The following is a 19,861-nucleotide window of genomic DNA, read 5'->3' on the forward strand; positions in this document are numbered from 1 at the left end:
TTTCGCTATAATGACCTCACTGTCAACGAACAACCCACAAAGGAAGCAATATGTACATCATCAATATCGCGGTAAATGACCACGTAAGCGCAGAACAGCACGACAAGCTTTTTGCGGAACACGCGGAATGGTTTAAAAAATACTTTCAAGCCGGTACATTTTTAATGCTCGGCCCGTTTAAAGACCAAGCCAATGCGGGTGTGATTTTTGCCGTTACCGAAAGCCGCGCGGAACTCGATCGGATTTTAGCGGAAGACTGCTACTACCCGAACTTGGCAAGCTATGAAATCCGTGAATTTGAACCCAAATTAATTGCAAGCAATATCGCCGAGTTTACAGGCAAATAAGGAAACCATCATGAAAAACGTACTTATCGTATCGGGACACCCGAATTTAAAAACATCCATCGCCAACCAAGTGATTTTAGACGAAACGGCCAAAGCCTTGCCAAATGCCGAAATCCGCAAATTAGATGAATTATTCCACAACGGCACATTCGACATTGCGGCGGAACAAGCGGCAGTATTAAAAGCCGATGTGCTGGTGTTTCAGTTTCCGTTCTCGTGGTTCAGCTTGCCGGGCGTGATGAAAATCTGGTTGGATGAAGTGTTTGAACACGGCTTTGCCCATGGTTCAACCGCCCAATTGGCAGGCAAAAAAATCATCTTCTCCACCACCACCGGCGCACCGGCGGAAGTGTATCAAAAAGACGGTTTCTTCAAATACACAATGGAAGAGTTCGCCGCGCAATTTGAAATAATGGCGCAGCTCTGCAACCTTGATTATCAAGGCTTAATCTACACCAACGGTATCGGCTACACCAGCCGTGAAAACGAAGAGAAAATCAACGCCCAAAAAGCGGAAGCAAAAAAACACGCACAACGCTTGGTGGCATTAATTGAAAAAGCATAAGGAATCAACCATGAAAAACTTAAATTTACCGAAAATTATGCTCGGCACTTGGTCTTGGGGCGCCGGTATGTATGGCGGCGACCAAGTATTCGGCAACAGCATTGAAGCCAAAGACGTGAAAGAAGTGTTTGACTTGGCGGTAAAAAACGGCTTAAACGCATTCGACACCGCCACGGCATACGGCTTGGGTGCGTCGGAAGAAATCTTAGGCGAGCTGATGAGCGCTTATCAACGTGAAGAACTGATTATTTCGACTAAATTTACCCCGCAATTGGCGGAGATGTACGACAATTCCGTACAAAAAATGTTTGACGCCAGCGCAAAACGCTTCAACACCGATTACATTGATATTTACTGGATTCACAACCCGACGGACGTGGAACGCTGGACAAGCGGTTTGATTCCGCTGCTCAAAGCAGGCAAAGTCAAAGCGGTGGGCATATCCAACCATAATCTTGCCCAAATCAAACGCGTAAACGAGATTTTAGGCGCAGAAGGCTACAAACTCGACGCCGTTCAAAACCATTTCAGCCTGCTTTACCGCGCTTCGGAAGAGGCGGGCATTTTGGATTACTGCAAACAAAACGGCATCACTTTCTTCGCCTATATGACTTTAGAGCAAGGCGCATTAAGCGGTAAATACTCGCCGGAAAATCCAATGCCGGCAGGTTCAGGCCGTGGCGAAACTTATAATAAGGTGTTACCTCAATTGGTAAAACTGACCGACAAAATGCGTGAAATCGGCGAAAAACAAGGTGCAAGCGTGGCGCAAATCGCCGTAGCCTATGCCATTGCCAAAGGCACTTTGCCGATTTTGGGCGCAACCAAACCGCACCACATCACCGACGCAGCGAAAGCGATGACAATTGCGCTCAGCGCCGATGAAGTGACGGAACTGGAAGAGTTGGCGAAAGCAACGGGCGTAGACACCAAAGGCGCTTGGGAAGAGCCGATGGCGTAACGATACAAGCGGTTGAATTTTGCAAAAAATCTGCAAAAATCAACCGCGCTTTTTAATGTCTGCACAGGAAACGCCAATATGAAAAAATTATTACTTGCTCCGCTGCTCTTGGCTTTCTGTTTGCCGAGTTTGGCAGAATCTTACCGCACGCTTGATCAAGTATCGCCCGCTTACCAAGAAGCGGCGAAAATGTTGAAAATGGATTTTGCCGATCCAAACGTGCGTGAAAACGCGCAAAAACAAAATATTCAGCGCGCCAACGAAAGCTACCAGCCAACAGCGCATTGGACTGTACCGGCACAGGGCAGCCAGCCGGCGGTAGAACTTTATGTCTATAAGCCTAAAAGTGTCGCGGGCAAATTGCCGGTAATCTATTATATCCACGGCGGCGGTTATATTCTGGGTAACGCCAAAGCGGCCGGCGATAACCTGCAAGCGATAGCGGAGGCGAATAAGGCCGCGGTGATCAGCGTGGAATACCGCTTAGCGACAGTTGCCCCGTTCCCCGCGGATTTAAACGATGCCTACCACGGTTTGAGCTATGTTTATAAAAACGCTGGAAAGCTCGGTTTAGACAAGGAAAAAGTGGTGTTAATGGGGGAAAGTGCAGGCGGCGGTTTGGCTGCCCGTTTAGCGTTGTTTACCCGTGACAAAGGCGAATTTACGCCTGAAGGTCAAGTGCTCATTTACCCAATGCTCGATTACCGCACAGGCACACCGGAATCGCCGTATGATACGAAAAATTTAGGCGAATTTTTGTGGACGGAAAGTGCGAACCGCCTAGGTTGGGCAACCTTACGCGGCAATCAAACCATCAGCGATGAACAGCTGCCGTACTTCTCGCCGGCATTTGCGAAAAAACTGTCAGGCTTGCCCCGCACTTATATGATGGTGGGTGATTTAGACCTATTCGTGGCGGAAGACTTAAACTACGCCAGCCGCTTAATCCAAGCCGCCGTGCCGACCGAATTGCAAGTATTCCCGGGGCTTTTTCATGCCTTCGAGGCATTTAATAAAGACGGTAAGCAGACGAAAGAATATGAACAATCCCGCAACCAAGCGATTCAAGAGATGTTCAGCCATCCTGTGAAATAGCACTTATTTCAGATCATCCGTTTAACCCGATAATTTGAGGAGTCATCATGTTAAAGCAAATGTTTATCACCGCTATGCTGTTTGTGGCAACCATGGCTTACGCCGAAACCGTCCGCCCTGCCTATTATGTGGCTGAATTTCAGCCCACCGACCGAGAAGGTATTAAAGCCTACAGTGCGCAAGTGGAAAGCACGTTCAAACCTTACAGCGGACGCTTTATTGTGCGTGGCGGCGAAGCAGATGTAAAAGAGGGTTTTGGTGTGCAGGGGCGGTTGGTTATTATTAAATTCGATAGTCTGAAGCAGGCGCAGGAATGGTATAACTCATCTGCCTACCAAAAAATTATTCCAATCCGCCAGCGTTCAGGAAATTCCCGTACTTATATTGTTGAAGGCTTGCCGGATAACAATAGCAAATAATGCTTAACAAGCGGTTGAATTTCATCCGTTTTTTACAAATAAAAGGAAAGTGAAATGAAATTACAAAATAAAGTGGCATTGGTTACGGGTGGCGGTACGGGAATCGGTCGGGCGATTGCCAAGCAAATGGCAGAAGCCGGTGCAACCGTGATAATCATTGGTCGCCGTGAGGCCCAACTGCAAGAAAGCGCCCGCCAACACGCTAATATCCATTACATTGTGGCGGACGTGCTAAATTCAGACGACATCACCCGTACGCTGAATGAAATCCAACAGCGTTTCGGCAAACTTGATGTGGTGGTAAACAACGCCGGTATTGCGCCGGTAACGCCAATCGAAAACGTAAACTTGGCGGATTTTGACCGCACTTTTGCGCTCAACGTACGCGCGGTGATCGACGTAACCAGCCAAGCGATTCCGTATTTAAAATCGACCCAAGGCAACATCATCAACATCACATCAGGTTTGGTGAACAACCCGATGCCGATGAACTCAATTTACACCGCCAGCAAAGCGGCTGTATTAAGTATGACCCGCACTTGGGCAAAAGAACTCGCGCCATACGGCATTCGTGTGAACAGCGTAGCGGCAGGCGCAACCAAAACCCCGTTGTATGACGGTTTGGGCTTAAGCGAAACCGAAGCGAAAGATTATGAAGCTACGGTGGAACACATTGTGCCGCTCGGCAGATTTGCCGAACCTGATGAAATCGCGCCAGCCGTAGTATTTTTGGCATCAGACGACGCACGTTATGCTACGGGCGCACATTATGGCGTAGACGGTGGGTTTGGAATCTAATTTTCAAGCAGCTCAATCAATAGTGCTTAACAAGCGGTCGGATTTTGAATAATTCTTGCAAATAAGGAGAAAAAGATGAAATACACCAAACTTGGCAATAGCGATTTAAACGTTTCCCGCATTTGTCTGGGCTGCATGGGCTTTGGCGATGCGGCAACGGGGCAGCATTCTTGGACCATCGGCGAACCCGACACCCGTGAGATTATCCAATATGCGCTGGAAAACGGCATCAATTTCTTCGACACGGCGATCGCTTATCAGCTTGGTTCGAGCGAACGCTTTGTCGGCAAGGCGTTGCGGGATATGACAAAACGCGAAGATGTCGTGGTGGCGACCAAATTCCTGCCGCGCACACAGCAACAACTTGCCGACGGCGTGAGCGGCGAGCAAGCGATTCTAAGCTCGCTGGATCAAAGCCTGCAAAATCTCGGCATGGATTATATCGACCTTTATATCTACCACATTTGGGATTACAACACGCCAATCGAAGAAGTATTACAAACCCTGCATAAAGCGAAACAATCAGGTAAAGTGCGTGAAATCGGTATTGCAAACGTGTATGCGTGGCAGCTGGCCAAAGCCAATGCGCTGGCGGAACGTGAAGGCTGGAGCAAATTTATTTCCGTGCAAAACCACTACAACTTAATTATGCGTGAAGACGAACGCGAACTGTTCGGCTTGTGTGCGGAAGACAATATCGCCCTTACGCCTTACAGCGCCTTGGCAAGCGGTCGTCTTTCCCGTTTACCGAACGAAACCAGCAAACGCGCGGTGGAAGATACCTACGCCAAAGGCAAATACGATGCCACAGCCGAGCAAGACAGCGTGATTATCAACCGTGTGGCGGAGCTTGCCGAAAAATACGGCGTATCCATGACCGAAATTTCTCTCGCTTGGTTGCTCACCAAAGTGGACGCACCCATTGCAGGAGCAACGAAAAAATCGCACATCGACGGCGCCGTCGGTGCGGTCAATCTTACCCTTTCGGCTGAAGATTTGGTTTACTTGGAAGCGTGTTACCAACCGCATAATTTGGTCGGGATTATGGCGCAGAACAGCTATAAAACCAAAGATGTAAAACAGGTGTGGAGTCGTTGATTATTAGATAAAAACTAACAAATAATTAGGATTTGTTAGTCTTTTTTTCTAAACAACTTCAGTAAAATAGCACACATCAAAACGATACAAGGGTGTTTGATGTAATTTAAATTCACTTAAAGGAAAAATATTATGACAACTTCAATTAAACCTGTTTTATGTGTAGTAACCAGCGCACCCATTAAAGGCAAAAGCGGCATTCCGACCGGTTTTTATTTAGCGGAACTGACTCACGCATTAGATGAAATCGAAAAAGCCGGTTTAAAAACCGTGATTGCCTCTGTGCGTGGCGGTCAGCCGCCGATTGACGGCTTCGATTTAACCGATCCGGTAAACGCAAAATACTGGAACGAAGGCGATTTATATGAACGCTTGGCAAACACGCCTGCACTTTCTGAATTAAACGGCGCAGATTATTCAGCCGTATTCTTCGCAGGCGGTCACGGCACCATGTGGGATTTTGCACAAAGTGCGGAAGTTCACCGTATTGTGAGCGAGGTTTATACTTCAGGCGGCGTGGTTTCAGCGGTGTGTCACGGACCTGCCGCATTGGTTGGCGCGAAATTACCAAACGGTGAATTTGTGGTAAACGGCAAAAACATCGCTGCATTTACGAATGCTGAAGAGGTGGAAGTAGAGGGTGATAAATTAGTGCCTTATATGCTTCAAACCGAGCTTGAAAAGCAAGGAGCCATTCATCACGCAGCCCCGAATTGGGCGGAAAACGTGATTGTAGACGGTCAGCTTGTTACAGGCCAAAACCCGGCCTCGGCAAAAGGCGTAGGCGCTGCGCTTGCAAAAGTATTATTAGAGAAATAAGGAGCGGTTATGTCACACAAATCAGCATTAAGCCCTGAGCAAATTTACAGCGTGTCGCCAACCTTGGCAACCTACACCAAAACGCTTATTTCAGACGATATGTGGAACCGCCCCATTTTAAGCAAACACGATCGTGCAATGATTACGGTGGCGGCACTGATTGCCCGTCAGCAAACCATGGGCATGAAACATTATTTCAATTTGGCGATGGATTTAGGCGTAAGCGCAAAAGAAATGTCGGAAGTGGTATTGCACATGGCGTTTTACGCTGGCTGGTCAAACGCTTTTGCGGCGGTGGATATTTTGAAAGATATTTTTGCCGAGCGCGGTATTAGCCCGGATCAACTGCCTACACTTGAGCCTGAAATGTTACCGATGTCGCAAGCCTTGCCGGACAATGATTTCTTTATGGGCTTGATTGACCAAAACATTCGTTCGTTTGTGCCGAAATTGGCTGACAACAGCACCGACGTGCTTTACCACCAAGTGTGGTTGCGCCCTGATTTAAACCCGCGCGATCGCAATTTAATCAGCGTAACGGCATTGATTGCCCAAGGCTTATATGATTTCGTCACGGTTTACAGCCTACGGGCAAAAGCAGTCGGTATCAGCAAAGAAGAAATGCAAGAACTGCTTGCGCACCTTGCATTCTACGCAGGCACACCGTATATCGTGCCGGCAATTCCACATGTAGCAAAAGCCTACGAATAAGCTCACAAGCGGTTAAATTTCGTTTATTTTTTTGCAAATGAAAACAACGGCGAATTTAACCGCACTTTTTAATTTATTTTGGCTAAAAACAAAGATTAAATGGGACTTCACATATCTTGCCGTTTATAGCTGACAGCGCATAAATGAAATTATGATGACACGAAGAACCTTTCTAACTGCTTCAGGTTTAATGGCAAGCGGTCTGTTTTTACCGAAAATTTGCAAATCCGAAACACTGCTCCAAAGGAGAAGACCCATGAAAATTATTGCCGTTGAAGAACATGTACTGGACGCCGATTTGGGCAAAGCCTCTATGCCTGCCGCACTGGCGCAAGCCCCCTATCTGCCCGACTGGGGTAAAACCGTGCAAGACGGTTACAACCTCGATCGCAGCCGTCCGCAAATCGAGCAAAACGCCCTGATTAATCCGAAAGGTTTTGATATGGGCGAAGGCCGTCTGAAAGAGATGGATTTGGCTGGTATTGATATGCAGGTGTTATCGTACGGTGGTTTTCCACAATTTGCGTTGAAAGAACAATCTGCTGCGCTGAACCGTGCTGCTAACGACCGTTTGGCAGAAGCCGTGGCAAAACACCCAGACCGTTTTGCAGGCTTTGCCACCTTGCCTTGGGGGCAACCGCAAGAAGCTGTGAAAGAACTGAAACGTGCGGTAAACGAATTAGGCTTGAAAGGCGCATTGCTCAACGGCAGACCGTCCGAACATTTCATCGACCACTCTGATTATGAGCCATTATTGGCAGCGTTTCACGAATTAAACGTGCCGTTATATTTGCACCCCGGAGTGCCTGTACAAGCAGTGCAACAAGCGTATTACGGCGGTTTCTCGCCGGAAATTTGATCGCTATCCCAACTTGCAAGTGATCAGCGGACACTGGGGCGAAATGCTGCCTTTCTACCTGCAACGGTTGGACGACAGTATCCCGCAAGCGGCAACAGGCTTAAAGCGAAGTATTACGCAAACATTCAAAGAACAGGTTTTTGTTACCCCAAGCGGTATGCTGACCTTGCCACATTTTAATTTTATCTATGAATTGGTAGGTGCTGATCGTATTCTTTATTCAATTGATTACCCATATCAAACATTAGATGGCGCCCGTGCCTTTATCGAAAACCTGCCGATTTCGCAAGCAGAGAAAGAACTGATTGCCTATAAAAATGCGGAAAAATTGTTTGGATTAGGCTAAATCCAACATCTACATAATCTAAAAATTGAATATGAACAAAAAAATTGTGATGATATTGAAAATCTTACTTGCCGTTATCGTTCTGCTTACCGGTGCGGTTTGGGCGTTTATGACCTATCACCCCGTATGGGGCGGCACGCCTGATGAGGGCAGTATGGCACGAATCCGTGCTTCCAAAGCCTATAACGCGACACTCGGCAAATTTGAAAATCAAGAGCCGACACAACTGCTGACGACCGATGAAAAACCGTCCATTACCACTTGGATTACGCGTCTGATGGCTGCCGATGAAGGCAAAAATCCGAGCGAGCCGCTTCCAAGTGCGGCATTTGATAAAAATGTGCTGAAAGACGGCGAAATGGTTTGGTTCGGGCATTCTACGGTATTGTTTAAATTGGGCGGGCTGAATGTGATTACCGACCCTGTTTTTCACAATGCTTCGCCGATTCCTTATATCGGTATCAGCCCTTTTAAAACCGAGCATTCGTATAGCGTGGAGAGCTTGCCCGAATTGGATATTGTGCTGCTTTCCCACGATCATTACGACCACTTGGATTATCGCGCGATTCAAGAGTTGGACAGTAAAACCAAGCATTTTATTGTGCCGTTGGGGGTAAAAGCGCATTTGCAACGCTGGGGCGTGGCGGATGACAAAATTACCGAAATGGATTGGGACGAACAAACCAAAATCGGCACATTAGCCATCACGCTTGTTCCTGCACGTCATTTCAGCGGACGCACGCTCAATATTAAAGACCCGACGTTGTGGGGCGGCTACATTATTCAATCGCCTGAACTCAAATATTATTACAGTGCAGACAGCGGTTACGGCAAACATTACCGCGAAACCATTGCCAAACACGCCCCCTTTGATTTTGTGATGATAGAAAATGGGGCGTACGATAAAAAATGGGCATTGATACACGAAACACCCGAAGAAGCCTTGCAAGCCTTGAAAGATATTGGTGCCACGAAAGTGTTGCCGATACATTGGGGTAAGTTTGATATGGCAAACCACGTTTGGACGGATCCGATTAACCGATTGATGAAAGACGTAGCTAGCCAGCCTGAAATTTCTGTTGCAACACCAAAAATCGGGCAAATCTTTCATACCCAAGGCGACTTGCCTGCCGAGCAATGGTGGCAAGGCGTGAGATAGATGAAACTTATATAGCAGAGAGAAAAAATGAAAAAATTATTAATCGCACTTTTATTAGGAGTGACAACAATGGCACAAGCCGAATACCGAATGAGCCTGTTTGAACTAACGGTCAAACCCGAGAACCAGCAAGCGATTGAAGCTATCGGCAAGCATAATCTCGGCACCTCGATTCAAACCGAAGCGGGAACGCTGGCGATGTTTCACACCGTCAAAAAAGACGAGCCGAGTAAAAACGTGATTTTGGAAGTGTATCAAGACGACCAAGCCTATCAGGTTCACTCGCAAGCCGAGCATTTTAAGCAATTTGTCGAAGTAGCCAAAACAGCGGTAATCGAACGTAAAGCAGAAGCGTTAAATTCGCAATTTTTAGCCGAAAAACGACCGCTTGCAGATTTTGAAAACGGCAATTATCTGATTAACTTAGCCACTGTTCGCGTTAAATCGGCACAAAATGACGCATTCAAAGCAATTGTAGTAGATGAAATGAAGCAAGCAATGGCAAAAGAAAGCGGTGTGCTTTTAATGTATGCGGCTACACTGAAAGAACAACCGAACGAATGGCGTTTTTTTGAGATTTATGCCGACCAAGCGGCTTACGCACAACACCGCCAAACGCCGCATTTTCAAGCGTATTTAAAAGGAACAAATGGGATGATTGAAAGTAAAGGCGTTGTGGAATTGCAAGGAAAAACATTGGTAACTAAAGGCGTATTCCAATCTAAGTAATTAAAATTGTAGGGTGCGTGGTAAACGCACCATTTTTATAAATATTGATTTTATTGGTACGTTTACACGCACCCTACGGCGATACTTTTTCGATAATCTCAAATCGGGCGTTTACCCGATTTTTTATTGTTCCGAATGCATTTTTAAGAGCCGTTCTAAAATCTCAAACACCACCAACACCCGTTTTGGGGTAATGGTTTGGTAAGGGCGATAGAGATAAATCCCCCACATTTGGCTTTCAAGGTTTGGAAAAACTATTTCTAACTCACCGCTGTCGAGATAAGGCTGACAATCATGTTGCATAACCGGAGCAAAAATTCTGCCGGATAACACTGCCAGCAGCAGCGTTTTGATGTTGCTCACCACCACCGTCGGGTTCAATAACGGTACCGGCTATCTGCCCAGCATCCAGTCCCACACCTTGCCTGTCTGCGGATTGAGAATATAACCGACGGGAAAGTTTGCCGCCAAATCAAACACATCTTTCGGCTTACCCATACGTTTAATCAATGCGGGGGTTGCCACGATAGGTTCGGACAAATCGATGATTTTCTTGGTGATCCAATGCTCATCTGTAATCTTGCGGTAACCGAAAACCTTGAGGAATTACAGCAAATTTTAACGGAGGATTGCTACTGCCCTAATCTTGCGAATTATGAAATCCGTGAATTTGAGCCTAATATGATCGCAACCGACATGGCGGAATTTGAGGGGAAATAGGGTCAAAAGTGCGGTCGGTTTTGACAAAATTTTGCAAGAACCGATCGCAGTATTATCTTTCCTGGCTCAGTCCTGAAATCGCCCGGCATTCTTCCACGCTGTGTTCTTCGTGATTCACCAGGTTTTGCAGAAAGGTTTGGATTTCCAGCAAGCGGGCAATTTTTTCTTCCACCTGTTTCAGATGAGAAAGAATCATTTCGTCGGCGACACAATGATGTTTCGGCGTATTCTTCAATTCGTTCAGTTGTTTGATTTCATCAATGGAAAAACCGAGCCAACGACAGGATTTAATAAAATTCAACTGGCTTAAACTTTGCTGATCGTAAACGCGATAGCCGTTCGCCGCACGTTTCGGCTCCGGCAACAGACCGGTTTTTTCATAATAACGGATGGTTTCCAGATTAATCCCGCTCTTTTTGCTTAACTCATTGATCTTCATCATCATTCTCTAATCGATAAAAAATTTTGTTTATTTTAGCAAATTTCCGTAAAAAACGCTTGAGTCTGTAGTAGCTACGGAGTTTATGATTCTTATTAATCGAAATTAATCAAACTTAATTTGCTAACAAGGATTATGTATGAATGCGCAAGCAAAGAAAGATAAACAAGCTCATCACGAGCATCATGCTCATTCCCAAGTCCATACGGAGCATGAACATTCTCAGGTTCCAAAAAACAAAATGATTTTGGGGATCAGCCTCGCCATTATCTCCTGCTATATGGTGGTGGAATTTATCGGCGGTTATTTGTTTAACAGTCTGACTCTGATGGCGGATGCCGGGCATATGGCCAACGATAGTTTATCGCTGTTCCTTGCTCTGGTTGCCTTATTTCTCAGCGCCAAAGCACAAAAATGGTTCGCTCTGCTCAACGGCACCTCACTGGTATTTGTAGCGGTTATGATTTTAATTGAAGCCTTCAAACGCTGGCAGGCACCAACTGAAATGGCGGCATTACCCATGATGACGGTGGCGATAATCGGCTTGTTGGTGAATATTCTCGTGGCATGGATTATGTTAAAAAGCGATCAGGAAAACCTGAATATCAAAGCCGCTTATCTTCATGTATTGGCTGATTTATTCGGTTCCGTGGTAGCGATTATCGCAGGTCTCAGCGCTTGGCTGCTTGACTGGCAATGGGTGGACGTAGTCGCCAGCGTCATTTTAAGTGCTCTGGTATTGCGCAGCGGCTTATCCGTAATCAAACAAGCGATTACCGCTCTGCGTAGTGACGGCGAAGAATTCAGTATGGACACCCATTCTCACTAAGTTGAATCCGTTACGGCAGAACGTCGATAAAACGGAAAAGTGCGGTGGAAATTTTGAAAATTTTTATCGCACTTTGGGTTTTGTAATAAGCATAGCTATTTGCGATAATTAGAAAGAACTCTACGTATACAATATTTGGTACTTATACAAACTTTCTTAGAGTATATTCTTATTGATAAATTATAAGCACACGTTGAGAACATACGCTACCATAAGAATTATCAAGAAAATATAAAATGTCTATATTTATAATGTTCAATTGCTTATTTATATAAGCCTCAATATTATGCATATTATATAATTTAACCAAAACCTATGGAGAAATCTTTATATGTCGGACTCAACGAGCAATTTCACAATTGATGACTATGACCATTACTTTTATGTAGGTCCTATAAATATGGTTGGATATTATCGACTCTGTAAAGAAATATCAAAACATAAAAATAAAGATAAAGTATTACTTTGCCTTGTAACATATGGCGGAGATCCTGATGCGGGATTTAGAATCGGACGAGCATTACAACATCACTACAATGGTGAGGTAACAATTTATATACCAAATGTATGCAAAAGCGCAGGAACATTAACTACTATAGCAGCTAAACACATTATTATGGATAATAAAGGTGAGCTCGGTCCCTTAGATGTTCAATTAAGAAAAACAGATGAGCTAGGAGCAAGTAATTCAGGTCTAGACATCTTTAAAACATTAGATACATTAGAAGATAGAGCAAATACAGCATTCAATAAGTATCTCAGAGCAGTTAGATTTGGACAAGGTCTCAGCACAAAAATGTCTGTAGAAATAGCTACAAGGCTAGTTGATACAATAATAAAACCAATAGCAGAACAGATAGACCCCATGAAAATTGGTGAACATCAAAGGGCAACAGATATTGCCATTGAATATGGAAATAGACTAAACCAAACATCTAAGTGCTTAAAAGATGATATGCAATCTTTAGATAAGTTAATTAGAGGGTATCCTTCACACGGTTTCGTCATTGATAGAAAAGAAGCAAGAACGCTTTTTTCTTGCGTTACCGCAGCAAATGAAGATATAATCCATCGCTATCAAACTATTCATAATGCAACAGAGTCAAATCCGAACATCATTGGTAGTGATTTATATGTTGAATATTTAGAGGATGAACAAAATGAAACAAGTAATGCAAACAACGAAAGTTCAAGTAACTCAACTCCAAATGATAAAAGTGGGAAATCTACGAGATCTTCAACAAAAAGCTAATCCAATTAAACCTGAAACATTATTTGAAAAAACAAAACACATATACCCACAGGTATATCCAACACTAGCCCATAGCCTATAACTATCTTATGAATGGCATATAACTTATAGTTTGTAGTTTGATATGCCATTTTTAGATTTCAGTAATTACCCCCAACACCCTCTTCTCCGAAACCGGGTACTTAGTCCCCAACTGCTGAGCAAACAAACTTACCCGTAACTCCTCAATCATATAGCGAATTTCCAGCACTTCCGTACTCAATGGTTTGGATTTTGGGAGTTTGGCGAGTAGTTGTTGGTAAGCTTGTTGGCATTGTTCCACCCGTAGCATGGCGGCGCGGTCGCGGTTGATGTCTTGTGCCAGTTTGTCCATACGTTTATCGATGGCTTGCAGGTAACGCTGAATATCCGGTAGGCGGGCGTAGCCGGTTTTTTCCACAAAGCCCGGATAAATCAAGCCGGCCAGTTGGGATTTAATATCCGATAAAGCGAACGCCATGGTGAAATCCATTTTGCCTTTCAGGCGTTTGTTAATTTCAAAAGTGAGGGTGAGCAACCGCTCCACTTGTTGAGCAATGTCCACGGTGATTTCATTGAGATTTTCGCGTACGAAATCCCGCAGTCTTTCAAAATCCCTTTCATTCCACACAAAACCGCCGAAATCCGCAATCAGTTTATCTACAGCGCAGGCGATACAGTCATCGATCAAATCCAATACTTTGCCGAACGGGGTGAAATATAAACCCAGCTTGGATTTGTTCGGCAGTTTTTCGTGCAGATATTTAATCGGCGAAGGCACGTTGAGCAAAATCAGGCGGCGCAAGCCTTGCTGCATGGCCACGGACTGTTCGTATTCCGTTTCAAATAATTTAATGCCCACCGCTTCTTTTTCATCGGTTATGGCGGGGAAAGCCTTCACGGTAAAGCCCTGTTTTTTCTGTTCGTAGCATTGCGGCAGGCTGTCGAAATTCCAGATATGAATGCCCGATTGTTCAATGCCGTCGTCCGCCACCGCGGAAATACTTTGCTGTACCTGATCTTTTAAGCCGAATTTGAGTTCATCCAGATTCATGCTTTCCGCAATTTTTTTGCCCTTTTCATCAATCACGCGAAATGTCATACGCAAGTGCGGTGGAATTTGCTCAAGTTTCCATTCTTCCACCTCCACGTTTACGCCGGTCATACGACGCAATTCGTAACTCAGGGTTTCCGTTAACGGTTTGTCAAAGTTAGCTACGCGGGCTAAAAAAGCTTCCGCATAATTGGGTGCCGGCACAAAATTGCGGCGCAGAGATTTCGGCAGAGCCTTAATCAAACTGACGATCAGCTCATGGCGTAAACCCGGAATTTGCCAGTCAAATCCCTGCATTTCAATCTGATTCAGCAACGGCAGAGGAATGTGCACGGTTACGCCGTCCGCATCCGTACCCGGTTCAAACTGGTAAGTGAGTTTTAACTTCAGATTACCCTGGTGCCAGAAATTCGGGAAATCCAACTGGCTGACTTTTTGCGCGTCTTCCTTCATCAGGAAAGACTTCTCAAAATTAAGCAATTCCGGATCTTGTTGAGCGGCTTTCTTCCACCAACTGTCAAAATGTTTTTGCGACACCACGTCCGCCCCGATGCGGGAATCATAAAATTCGAACAAGGTGCGATCGTCCACCAGAATATCGCGGCGGCGGGATTTGTGTTCCAAATCTTCCACTTCACGAATCAGCTTTTGGTTTTCAAAAAAGAATTTATGGCGGGTATGCCAATCCCCTTCCACTAAGGCGGATTGAATAAAGATCTCGCGGCTGGTTTGCGGATCGATGGCACCGTAATTCACCGGGCGGCTTGCCACAATCGGCACACCGTACAGGCTGACTTTTTCATTGGCGATCACCTGCCCGCGGGATTTCGACCAGCGTGGCTCGGAATAGCTGCTTTTAATCAGATGTTTGGCTAACGGCTCAACCCATTCGGGATCGATCTCCGCCACCATACGCCCCCAAAGTTTAGAGGTTTCCACCAATTCCGCCGCCATCACCCATTTCGGCTGTTTTTTGAAAAGCACGGAATTAGGGAAAATGGCAAAATGAGCGTTACGGGCGCCAAGATATTGCTGTTTTTCCGCCTCTTTCATACCGATATGAGAAAGCAGCCCGCTTAACAGTGCGCTGTGAATTTGCGGATATTGCGCCGGTTCGGAATTAATCGGCAAGCCCATTTCCCGCACGGTCAAACGGATTTGATGATAAATATCCTGCCATTCCCGCACCCGCAGATAATTCAGATAATCTTTTTGGCATAGGCGGCGGAACTGGTTTTTGCTCAAGACTTTTTGTTGCTCCTGAATATAGTTCCACAAATTCAGAAACGCCAGAAAATCGGATTTTTTGTCCGCAAACCGACGGTGTTTGTCATCGGCGGATTGTTGCTTCTCTTGCGGACGTTCGCGCGGATCCTGAATGGAAAGGGCGGCGACAATAATCATCACTTCCAAAACGCAGCCTAAATCGACCGCACTTAGCAGCATTTTAGCCAGACGGGGATCTACAGGTAATTGGGCTAATTGACGACCCGTTTGAGTCAAAACACGTTTTCCCCCCTCAGGGCTATGCCCAGCTCCCCCCGTAAACGGTGGGAGCGAAGAATTTGATGCTAAATTGCCCTCCCCTCGTTTACGGGGGGAGGTGCCGAAGGCGGAGGGGGGTGATTTTTGCCATTCAAAGGCACCCAACTCTTCCAATAATTTAATACCGTCCTGAATATGCCGTTTATCCGGCGCATCCACAAAAGGAAAAGCTTCAATGTCGTCCAATCCCAGTGCCGTCATCTGTAAAATAACGGAAGCCAAATTGGTGCGCAGAATTTCCGGATCGGTAAATTCCGGGCGGTTATTGAAATCCTGTTCCGAATACAGGCGGATACAAACGCCCTCGGAAACCCGCCCGCAGCGCCCTTTACGCTGATTGGCGGAGGCCTGCGAAATCGGCTCGATAGGCAGACGTTGCACTTTGGTGCGGTAGCTGTAGCGGGAAATCCGCGCGGTACCCGGGTCGATCACATATTTAATGCCCGGCACCGTGAGCGAGGTTTCCGCCACGTTGGTAGCCAGCACGATACGGTTCAGTCCGCCGGGATGGAAGATCTTATTTTGCTCCTGCGCCGACAGGCGGGCATACAGCGGCAGAATTTCCGTATGACGCAGATTCTGCTTTTCCAACGCCTCTGCGGTATCGCGAATTTCCCGCTCGCCGCTTAAGAAAATTAAAATATCGCCTCTGCCCTCCGCCTGCAGTTCGTCCACCGCATTCAAAATGCCTTGCAGCTGATCCTGTTCTTCCGTCTCCGCAACGGGACGATAACGCACTTCCACCGGATAAGTTCTGCCGGATACCTCAATAATCGGCGCATTGTTGAAATGCTTGGAAAAACGCTCCACATCAATGGTCGCAGAGGTGATAATCACTTTTAAATCCGGACGGCGCGGCAATAACTGTTTCAGATAACCCAGAATAAAATCGTTGTTTAAGCTGCGTTCGTGGGCTTCGTCGATAATCAGACAATCATATCGGTTGAGAAAACGATCGGTTTGAATTTCCGCCAGTAAAATCCCGTCGGTCATCAATTTGATTTGGGTATCCTCACCGATCTGATCGTTAAAGCGCACTTTATAACCGACGATTCCGCCTAATTCCGTTTGCATTTCTTCCGCAATGCGTGCCGCCACCGAACGGGCGGCAATACGCCGCGGCTGGGTATGCCCGATTAAACCTTTTTGCCCGAACCCCAATTCCAGACACATTTTCGGCAACTGCGTGGTTTTACCCGAACCCGTTTCCCCCGCCACAATCACCACCTGATTTTGCGCAATCAGTTTTTGAATTTCCGTTTTACGTTGGCTGACGGGAAGATTTTCGGGAAAAACGATCGGATTTTTGACCGCACTTTTTCGCAGTTCAAGGCGCAGTTTGGCCTGTTGAATTTGTTGTTCAATGTCAAGAGCGGCGGCTTGTTGGGATTGCTCTTTTTTAATTTGCCCCAAGCCTCGGATTCGAGCCAGCAAACGGCTCTGTTCAACAATCATCACATCCTCGATCTGTTCGGCTAAGGATTTTTGTAATGCGTTAAATTCTCTTTTCGGTGTTTTCATTTTCATCATAATGCTAAGTTATTTGTGATCTATATCACAATCAGAAATTCTTTTAATCTAAACCGCACTAATTATATGCTAAATTAGCTCGCCCGTTGAAATAAAAAGGAAAATTTATGAAAAACCTTAAATTAAGTATTGCCACTATTGCCGTGGCGTCATTACTGTCAGCTTGTACTAGTCAATACGCTACGGAAAAGCATGAACAACTTAAATTGCAGAACCAAGCGGCGCTGGGGATTGTTTGGATGCAGCAATCCGGCGAATATCAGGCTCTTGCCCATCAAGCCTTTAACACGGCTAAAACGGCTTTTGATCAGGCTAAAAAAACCAAAGGTAAGAAAAAAGCGGTTGTTGTGGACTTAGACGAAACGATGATGGACAACAGCGCTTATGCCGGTTGGCAGGTTAAAAACGGTGAAGATTTCACGCAGGAAACATGGACAAAATGGGTGAATGCGCGCCAAACTGCGGCAATTCCCGGTGCGGTGGAATTCGCCAATTATGTAAATAATCATGGCGGTACAATGTTCTATGTGTCAAACCGGTTGGAAAACGGTGAACGCCAAGGCACCATTGACGATATGGCTCGTTTAGGTTTCCCTGGAGTATCGGAAAAAACCTTAATACTAAAAGACGGTAAATCCGCTAAATCAGCACGTTATAAAACCATTACGGATCAAGGATATGATATTGTGGTTTACGTTGGTGACAACTTAAACGACTTCGGTGACGCCACCTATCGCAAACCTAACGCGGAACGCCGTGATTTCGTCGCTCAAAACGCAAAACAATTCGGAACAAAATACATCGTTCTGCCTAATCCTAACTATGGAGACTGGGAAGGCGGCCTAGACAGCAATTACTATAAAGGCGATGTGAAAAACAAAGTGGATATTCGCTTAAATTCCATTAAAGCCTGGGACGGAAAATAATCCTCCTCTAACAAAAATACCGTTAGCTTATCATCACTAACGGTATTTTTTATTTGCCTAATATTACCGCTAAAATCCCCGCCGCAATAAGCGGACCGACCGGGATACCGCCGAGAAAAGCAACACCGAGCACGGTGCCGATAAGTAAACCCGTCACCACAATGGGTTCGCTACTCATTAAATTTACGCCGCGGCCGGCAAACCAAGCCACCGCAATCCCAATAACAATAGACAAAAACATCTGCCAGTTCAAAAATTCTTTAAAGGCTGGCAACTGAACTTTCCCCGAAACTAACGGAGCCAGCACGCCGACGGTTAAAATAATAATGCCGACTTTTAATCCGTTCTTTTCTAAAAAAGGAATATATTTACCTAAAAAAGTCTGATGCATTAGAAGCAAAATAAGTGCGGATATGGTAATTGAATTATTGTTGCTCAACACGCCAAGCAAAATAAGCACAACAAGCATAATGGCAACGGAATTGACCTGTAAAGACATATTGGATTCCTAAAACTGCGGTTTAATTTTTTGCAAAGATTATAACAAATTATGCGTTAATTATTTCTTTATTTTTAAATTAGTTCTAAAATCTTTGTTAAATGAAAAATTAGCATCAATAACAATAAGACAGATACTATGGAAATCGCATTTCTCCTCGCCGGCAAAATTATTGAACTGACCATTATCGTATTACTCGGTTATGCGTTGGTAAAAAGTAAATTGCTCAAATCTCAGGACAGCTACCCCTTATCCATTATCGGTTTATATCTTATCAGCCCGTCGGTGATGATCAATGCGTTTCAAATTGATTATAGTCCGCAAATTCTAAACGGCTTGCTGTTATCCCTAACTATGGCCGTTTTTCTGCATATTATTCTGATTATCACCGGCGTTATTCTTAAACGCCTGCTGAATCTGGATCCTATCGAACATGCGGCTTCTATTTATTCCAATTCGGGCAACTTAATTATTCCTCTGGTGGTTTCTATGTTCGGACAGCAATGGGTTATTTACGCCACCTGTTTTATTGTGGTACAAACCTTTTTATTCTGGACTCACTGCCGCAGCATTATTTGCGGTAAAGGTTCTATTTCAATATTAAAAATGTTTAAAAATATCAATATATTATCTATTTTTCTGGGCGTATTTTTATTTGCTTTTCAAATTAAATTGCCGCCGCTTATTTCGGGAACCTTATCTTCCTTAGGTCAATTTATCGGCCCGAACGCCATGTTGATTGCCGGTATGCTTATCGCTTCCATACCGTTGCGCAACATCATAACCTCAAAACGCATTTATTTGGTCACCTTTTTACGGCTGATTTTAATCCCGATCTTCCTGCTTATCATTATTAAATTATGCGGCTTTGATAATTGGGTGGAAAACGGTGAAACCATTGCGATGATTAGCTTCCTGGCGACCATGAGCCCGGCGGCGGCAACGGTAACCCAAATGGCATTGATTTATGGAAAAAATGCCAATAAAGCCAGTGCCATTTATGGCGTTACCACTATGTTGTGTGTATTTTCTATGCCGTTGATTATCGCCCTGTATCAACTTATTTAGTACAAGATAAACAAAAGGCTGATTTCCGTATAACAGGAAATCAGCCTTTAATTTAAAATGAATAAAATTGACTTC

23 protein-coding genes are annotated in these 19,861 nt (G+C 45.1%); 18 read left to right on the plus strand and 5 right to left on the minus strand.

The genetic code is table 11. The features are described 5' to 3' along the window. Positions 1 to 50 precede the first annotated feature (50 nt). From MS_RS06465 to MS_RS06520, 13 genes are all read left to right on the plus strand, one after another. Positions 51 to 347 (plus strand): YciI family protein, encoded by a 297-nt coding sequence (locus tag MS_RS06465; protein ID WP_011200590.1) that lies wholly within the window; start codon positions 51 to 53, stop codon positions 345 to 347. A gap of 10 nt (positions 348 to 357) precedes the next feature. Further along, a complete protein-coding gene (locus MS_RS06470; protein WP_011200591.1) occupies positions 358 to 912 on the plus strand; it encodes an NAD(P)H-dependent oxidoreductase in 555 nt (184 codons plus the stop codon). A gap of 10 nt (positions 913 to 922) precedes the next feature. After that, the gene (locus MS_RS06475; RefSeq protein ID WP_041639827.1) at positions 923 to 1,873 is read left to right on the plus strand and encodes an aldo/keto reductase; all 951 of its coding nucleotides are present in this window, start codon (positions 923 to 925) and stop codon (positions 1,871 to 1,873) included. 78 nt (positions 1,874 to 1,951) lie between these two features. Then, on the plus strand, positions 1,952 to 2,968 hold the full coding sequence (locus tag MS_RS06480; protein ID WP_083754313.1) for an alpha/beta hydrolase: 1,017 nt from the start codon (positions 1,952 to 1,954) through the stop codon (positions 2,966 to 2,968). Positions 2,969 to 3,015: 47 nt separating this feature from the next. Continuing rightward, positions 3,016 to 3,387 carry a DUF1330 domain-containing protein gene (locus MS_RS06485; RefSeq protein ID WP_011200594.1) on the plus strand — a complete coding sequence of 124 codons (372 nt, stop codon included), beginning with the start codon at positions 3,016 to 3,018 and terminating at the stop codon, positions 3,385 to 3,387. Positions 3,388 to 3,441: 54 nt separating this feature from the next. Next, positions 3,442 to 4,185 carry an SDR family NAD(P)-dependent oxidoreductase gene (locus tag MS_RS06490; protein WP_011200595.1) on the plus strand — a complete coding sequence of 248 codons (744 nt, stop codon included), beginning with the start codon at positions 3,442 to 3,444 and terminating at the stop codon, positions 4,183 to 4,185. 75 nt (positions 4,186 to 4,260) lie between these two features. After that, positions 4,261 to 5,283, plus strand: coding sequence for an aldo/keto reductase (locus MS_RS06495; protein ID WP_011200596.1), 1,023 nt, complete (start codon positions 4,261 to 4,263; stop codon positions 5,281 to 5,283). Positions 5,284 to 5,415: 132 nt separating this feature from the next. Further along, the gene (locus MS_RS06500) at positions 5,416 to 6,102 is read left to right on the plus strand and encodes a type 1 glutamine amidotransferase domain-containing protein (protein WP_011200597.1); all 687 of its coding nucleotides are present in this window, start codon (positions 5,416 to 5,418) and stop codon (positions 6,100 to 6,102) included. Between the two features lie 9 nt (positions 6,103 to 6,111). Beyond that, on the plus strand, positions 6,112 to 6,813 hold the full coding sequence (locus MS_RS06505) for a carboxymuconolactone decarboxylase family protein (RefSeq protein WP_011200598.1): 702 nt from the start codon (positions 6,112 to 6,114) through the stop codon (positions 6,811 to 6,813). A 256-nt stretch (positions 6,814 to 7,069) separates the two neighbouring features. Beyond that, positions 7,070 to 7,672, plus strand: coding sequence for an amidohydrolase family protein (locus MS_RS11245; RefSeq protein WP_264352512.1), 603 nt, complete (start codon positions 7,070 to 7,072; stop codon positions 7,670 to 7,672). 19 nt (positions 7,673 to 7,691) lie between these two features. Then, complete coding sequence (locus tag MS_RS11250) at positions 7,692 to 8,018, plus strand: amidohydrolase family protein (protein ID WP_264352519.1); 327 nt, start codon at positions 7,692 to 7,694, stop codon at positions 8,016 to 8,018. A gap of 31 nt (positions 8,019 to 8,049) precedes the next feature. Beyond that, positions 8,050 to 9,177 carry an MBL fold metallo-hydrolase gene (locus MS_RS06515; protein WP_102030676.1) on the plus strand — a complete coding sequence of 376 codons (1,128 nt, stop codon included), beginning with the start codon at positions 8,050 to 8,052 and terminating at the stop codon, positions 9,175 to 9,177. Between the two features lie 27 nt (positions 9,178 to 9,204). Continuing rightward, entirely contained in the window at positions 9,205 to 9,906 is a 702-nt protein-coding gene (locus MS_RS06520; protein ID WP_011200603.1) for a putative quinol monooxygenase, read from the plus strand. A gap of 123 nt (positions 9,907 to 10,029) precedes the next feature. Here the strand turns inward: MS_RS06520 and MS_RS10895 are convergent, their stop codons facing one another. Both MS_RS10895 and MS_RS11145 read right to left on the minus strand, forming a co-directional pair. Beyond that, positions 10,030 to 10,269, minus strand: a complete 240-nt coding sequence (locus MS_RS10895) for a hypothetical protein (RefSeq protein ID WP_157847501.1) — start codon at positions 10,267 to 10,269, stop codon at positions 10,030 to 10,032. Positions 10,270 to 10,299: 30 nt separating this feature from the next. Next, positions 10,300 to 10,446: a hypothetical protein gene (locus tag MS_RS11145; protein WP_011200605.1), complete on the minus strand. Its 147-nt coding sequence runs from the start codon at positions 10,444 to 10,446 to the stop codon at positions 10,300 to 10,302. A 24-nt stretch (positions 10,447 to 10,470) separates the two neighbouring features. Between MS_RS11145 and MS_RS11150 the strand changes: the two genes are divergently transcribed. Then, positions 10,471 to 10,626: a hypothetical protein gene (locus MS_RS11150; RefSeq protein ID WP_011200606.1), complete on the plus strand. Its 156-nt coding sequence runs from the start codon at positions 10,471 to 10,473 to the stop codon at positions 10,624 to 10,626. 52 nt (positions 10,627 to 10,678) lie between these two features. Here the strand turns inward: MS_RS11150 and MS_RS06530 are convergent, their stop codons facing one another. After that, positions 10,679 to 11,065: a Cd(II)/Pb(II)-responsive transcriptional regulator gene (locus tag MS_RS06530; protein ID WP_041639829.1), complete on the minus strand. Its 387-nt coding sequence runs from the start codon at positions 11,063 to 11,065 to the stop codon at positions 10,679 to 10,681. A gap of 139 nt (positions 11,066 to 11,204) precedes the next feature. Between MS_RS06530 and MS_RS06535 the strand changes: the two genes are divergently transcribed. Both MS_RS06535 and MS_RS06540 read left to right on the plus strand, forming a co-directional pair. After that, positions 11,205 to 11,894 (plus strand): cation diffusion facilitator family transporter, encoded by a 690-nt coding sequence (locus MS_RS06535; protein WP_011200608.1) that lies wholly within the window; start codon positions 11,205 to 11,207, stop codon positions 11,892 to 11,894. Between the two features lie 331 nt (positions 11,895 to 12,225). After that, the gene (locus MS_RS06540) at positions 12,226 to 13,146 is read left to right on the plus strand and encodes an SDH family Clp fold serine proteinase (protein ID WP_011200610.1); all 921 of its coding nucleotides are present in this window, start codon (positions 12,226 to 12,228) and stop codon (positions 13,144 to 13,146) included. 133 nt (positions 13,147 to 13,279) lie between these two features. Here MS_RS06540 and hrpA read toward each other — a convergent pair whose 3' ends face one another. After that, entirely contained in the window at positions 13,280 to 17,290 is a 4,011-nt protein-coding gene (gene hrpA / locus MS_RS06545) for an ATP-dependent RNA helicase HrpA (RefSeq protein ID WP_041639832.1), read from the minus strand. Between the two features lie 110 nt (positions 17,291 to 17,400). Here hrpA and MS_RS06550 point away from each other — a divergent pair, with 110 nt between their 5' ends. Next, positions 17,401 to 18,219, plus strand: coding sequence for a 5'-nucleotidase, lipoprotein e(P4) family (locus MS_RS06550; protein ID WP_011200612.1), 819 nt, complete (start codon positions 17,401 to 17,403; stop codon positions 18,217 to 18,219). Between the two features lie 49 nt (positions 18,220 to 18,268). Here the strand turns inward: MS_RS06550 and MS_RS06555 are convergent, their stop codons facing one another. After that, positions 18,269 to 18,718 carry a DUF441 domain-containing protein gene (locus tag MS_RS06555; protein ID WP_011200613.1) on the minus strand — a complete coding sequence of 150 codons (450 nt, stop codon included), beginning with the start codon at positions 18,716 to 18,718 and terminating at the stop codon, positions 18,269 to 18,271. Between the two features lie 138 nt (positions 18,719 to 18,856). On the opposite strand from MS_RS06555, the gene MS_RS06560 reads away from it, so the two are divergent. Continuing rightward, the gene (locus tag MS_RS06560; protein ID WP_011200614.1) at positions 18,857 to 19,786 is read left to right on the plus strand and encodes an AEC family transporter; all 930 of its coding nucleotides are present in this window, start codon (positions 18,857 to 18,859) and stop codon (positions 19,784 to 19,786) included. The last annotated feature ends 75 nt before the right edge of the window (positions 19,787 to 19,861 follow it).

Origin of the sequence: [Mannheimia] succiniciproducens MBEL55E, from assembly GCF_000007745.1 — a bacterium.
Classification (GTDB): Bacteria; Pseudomonadota; Gammaproteobacteria; order Enterobacterales; family Pasteurellaceae; genus Basfia; species Basfia succiniciproducens.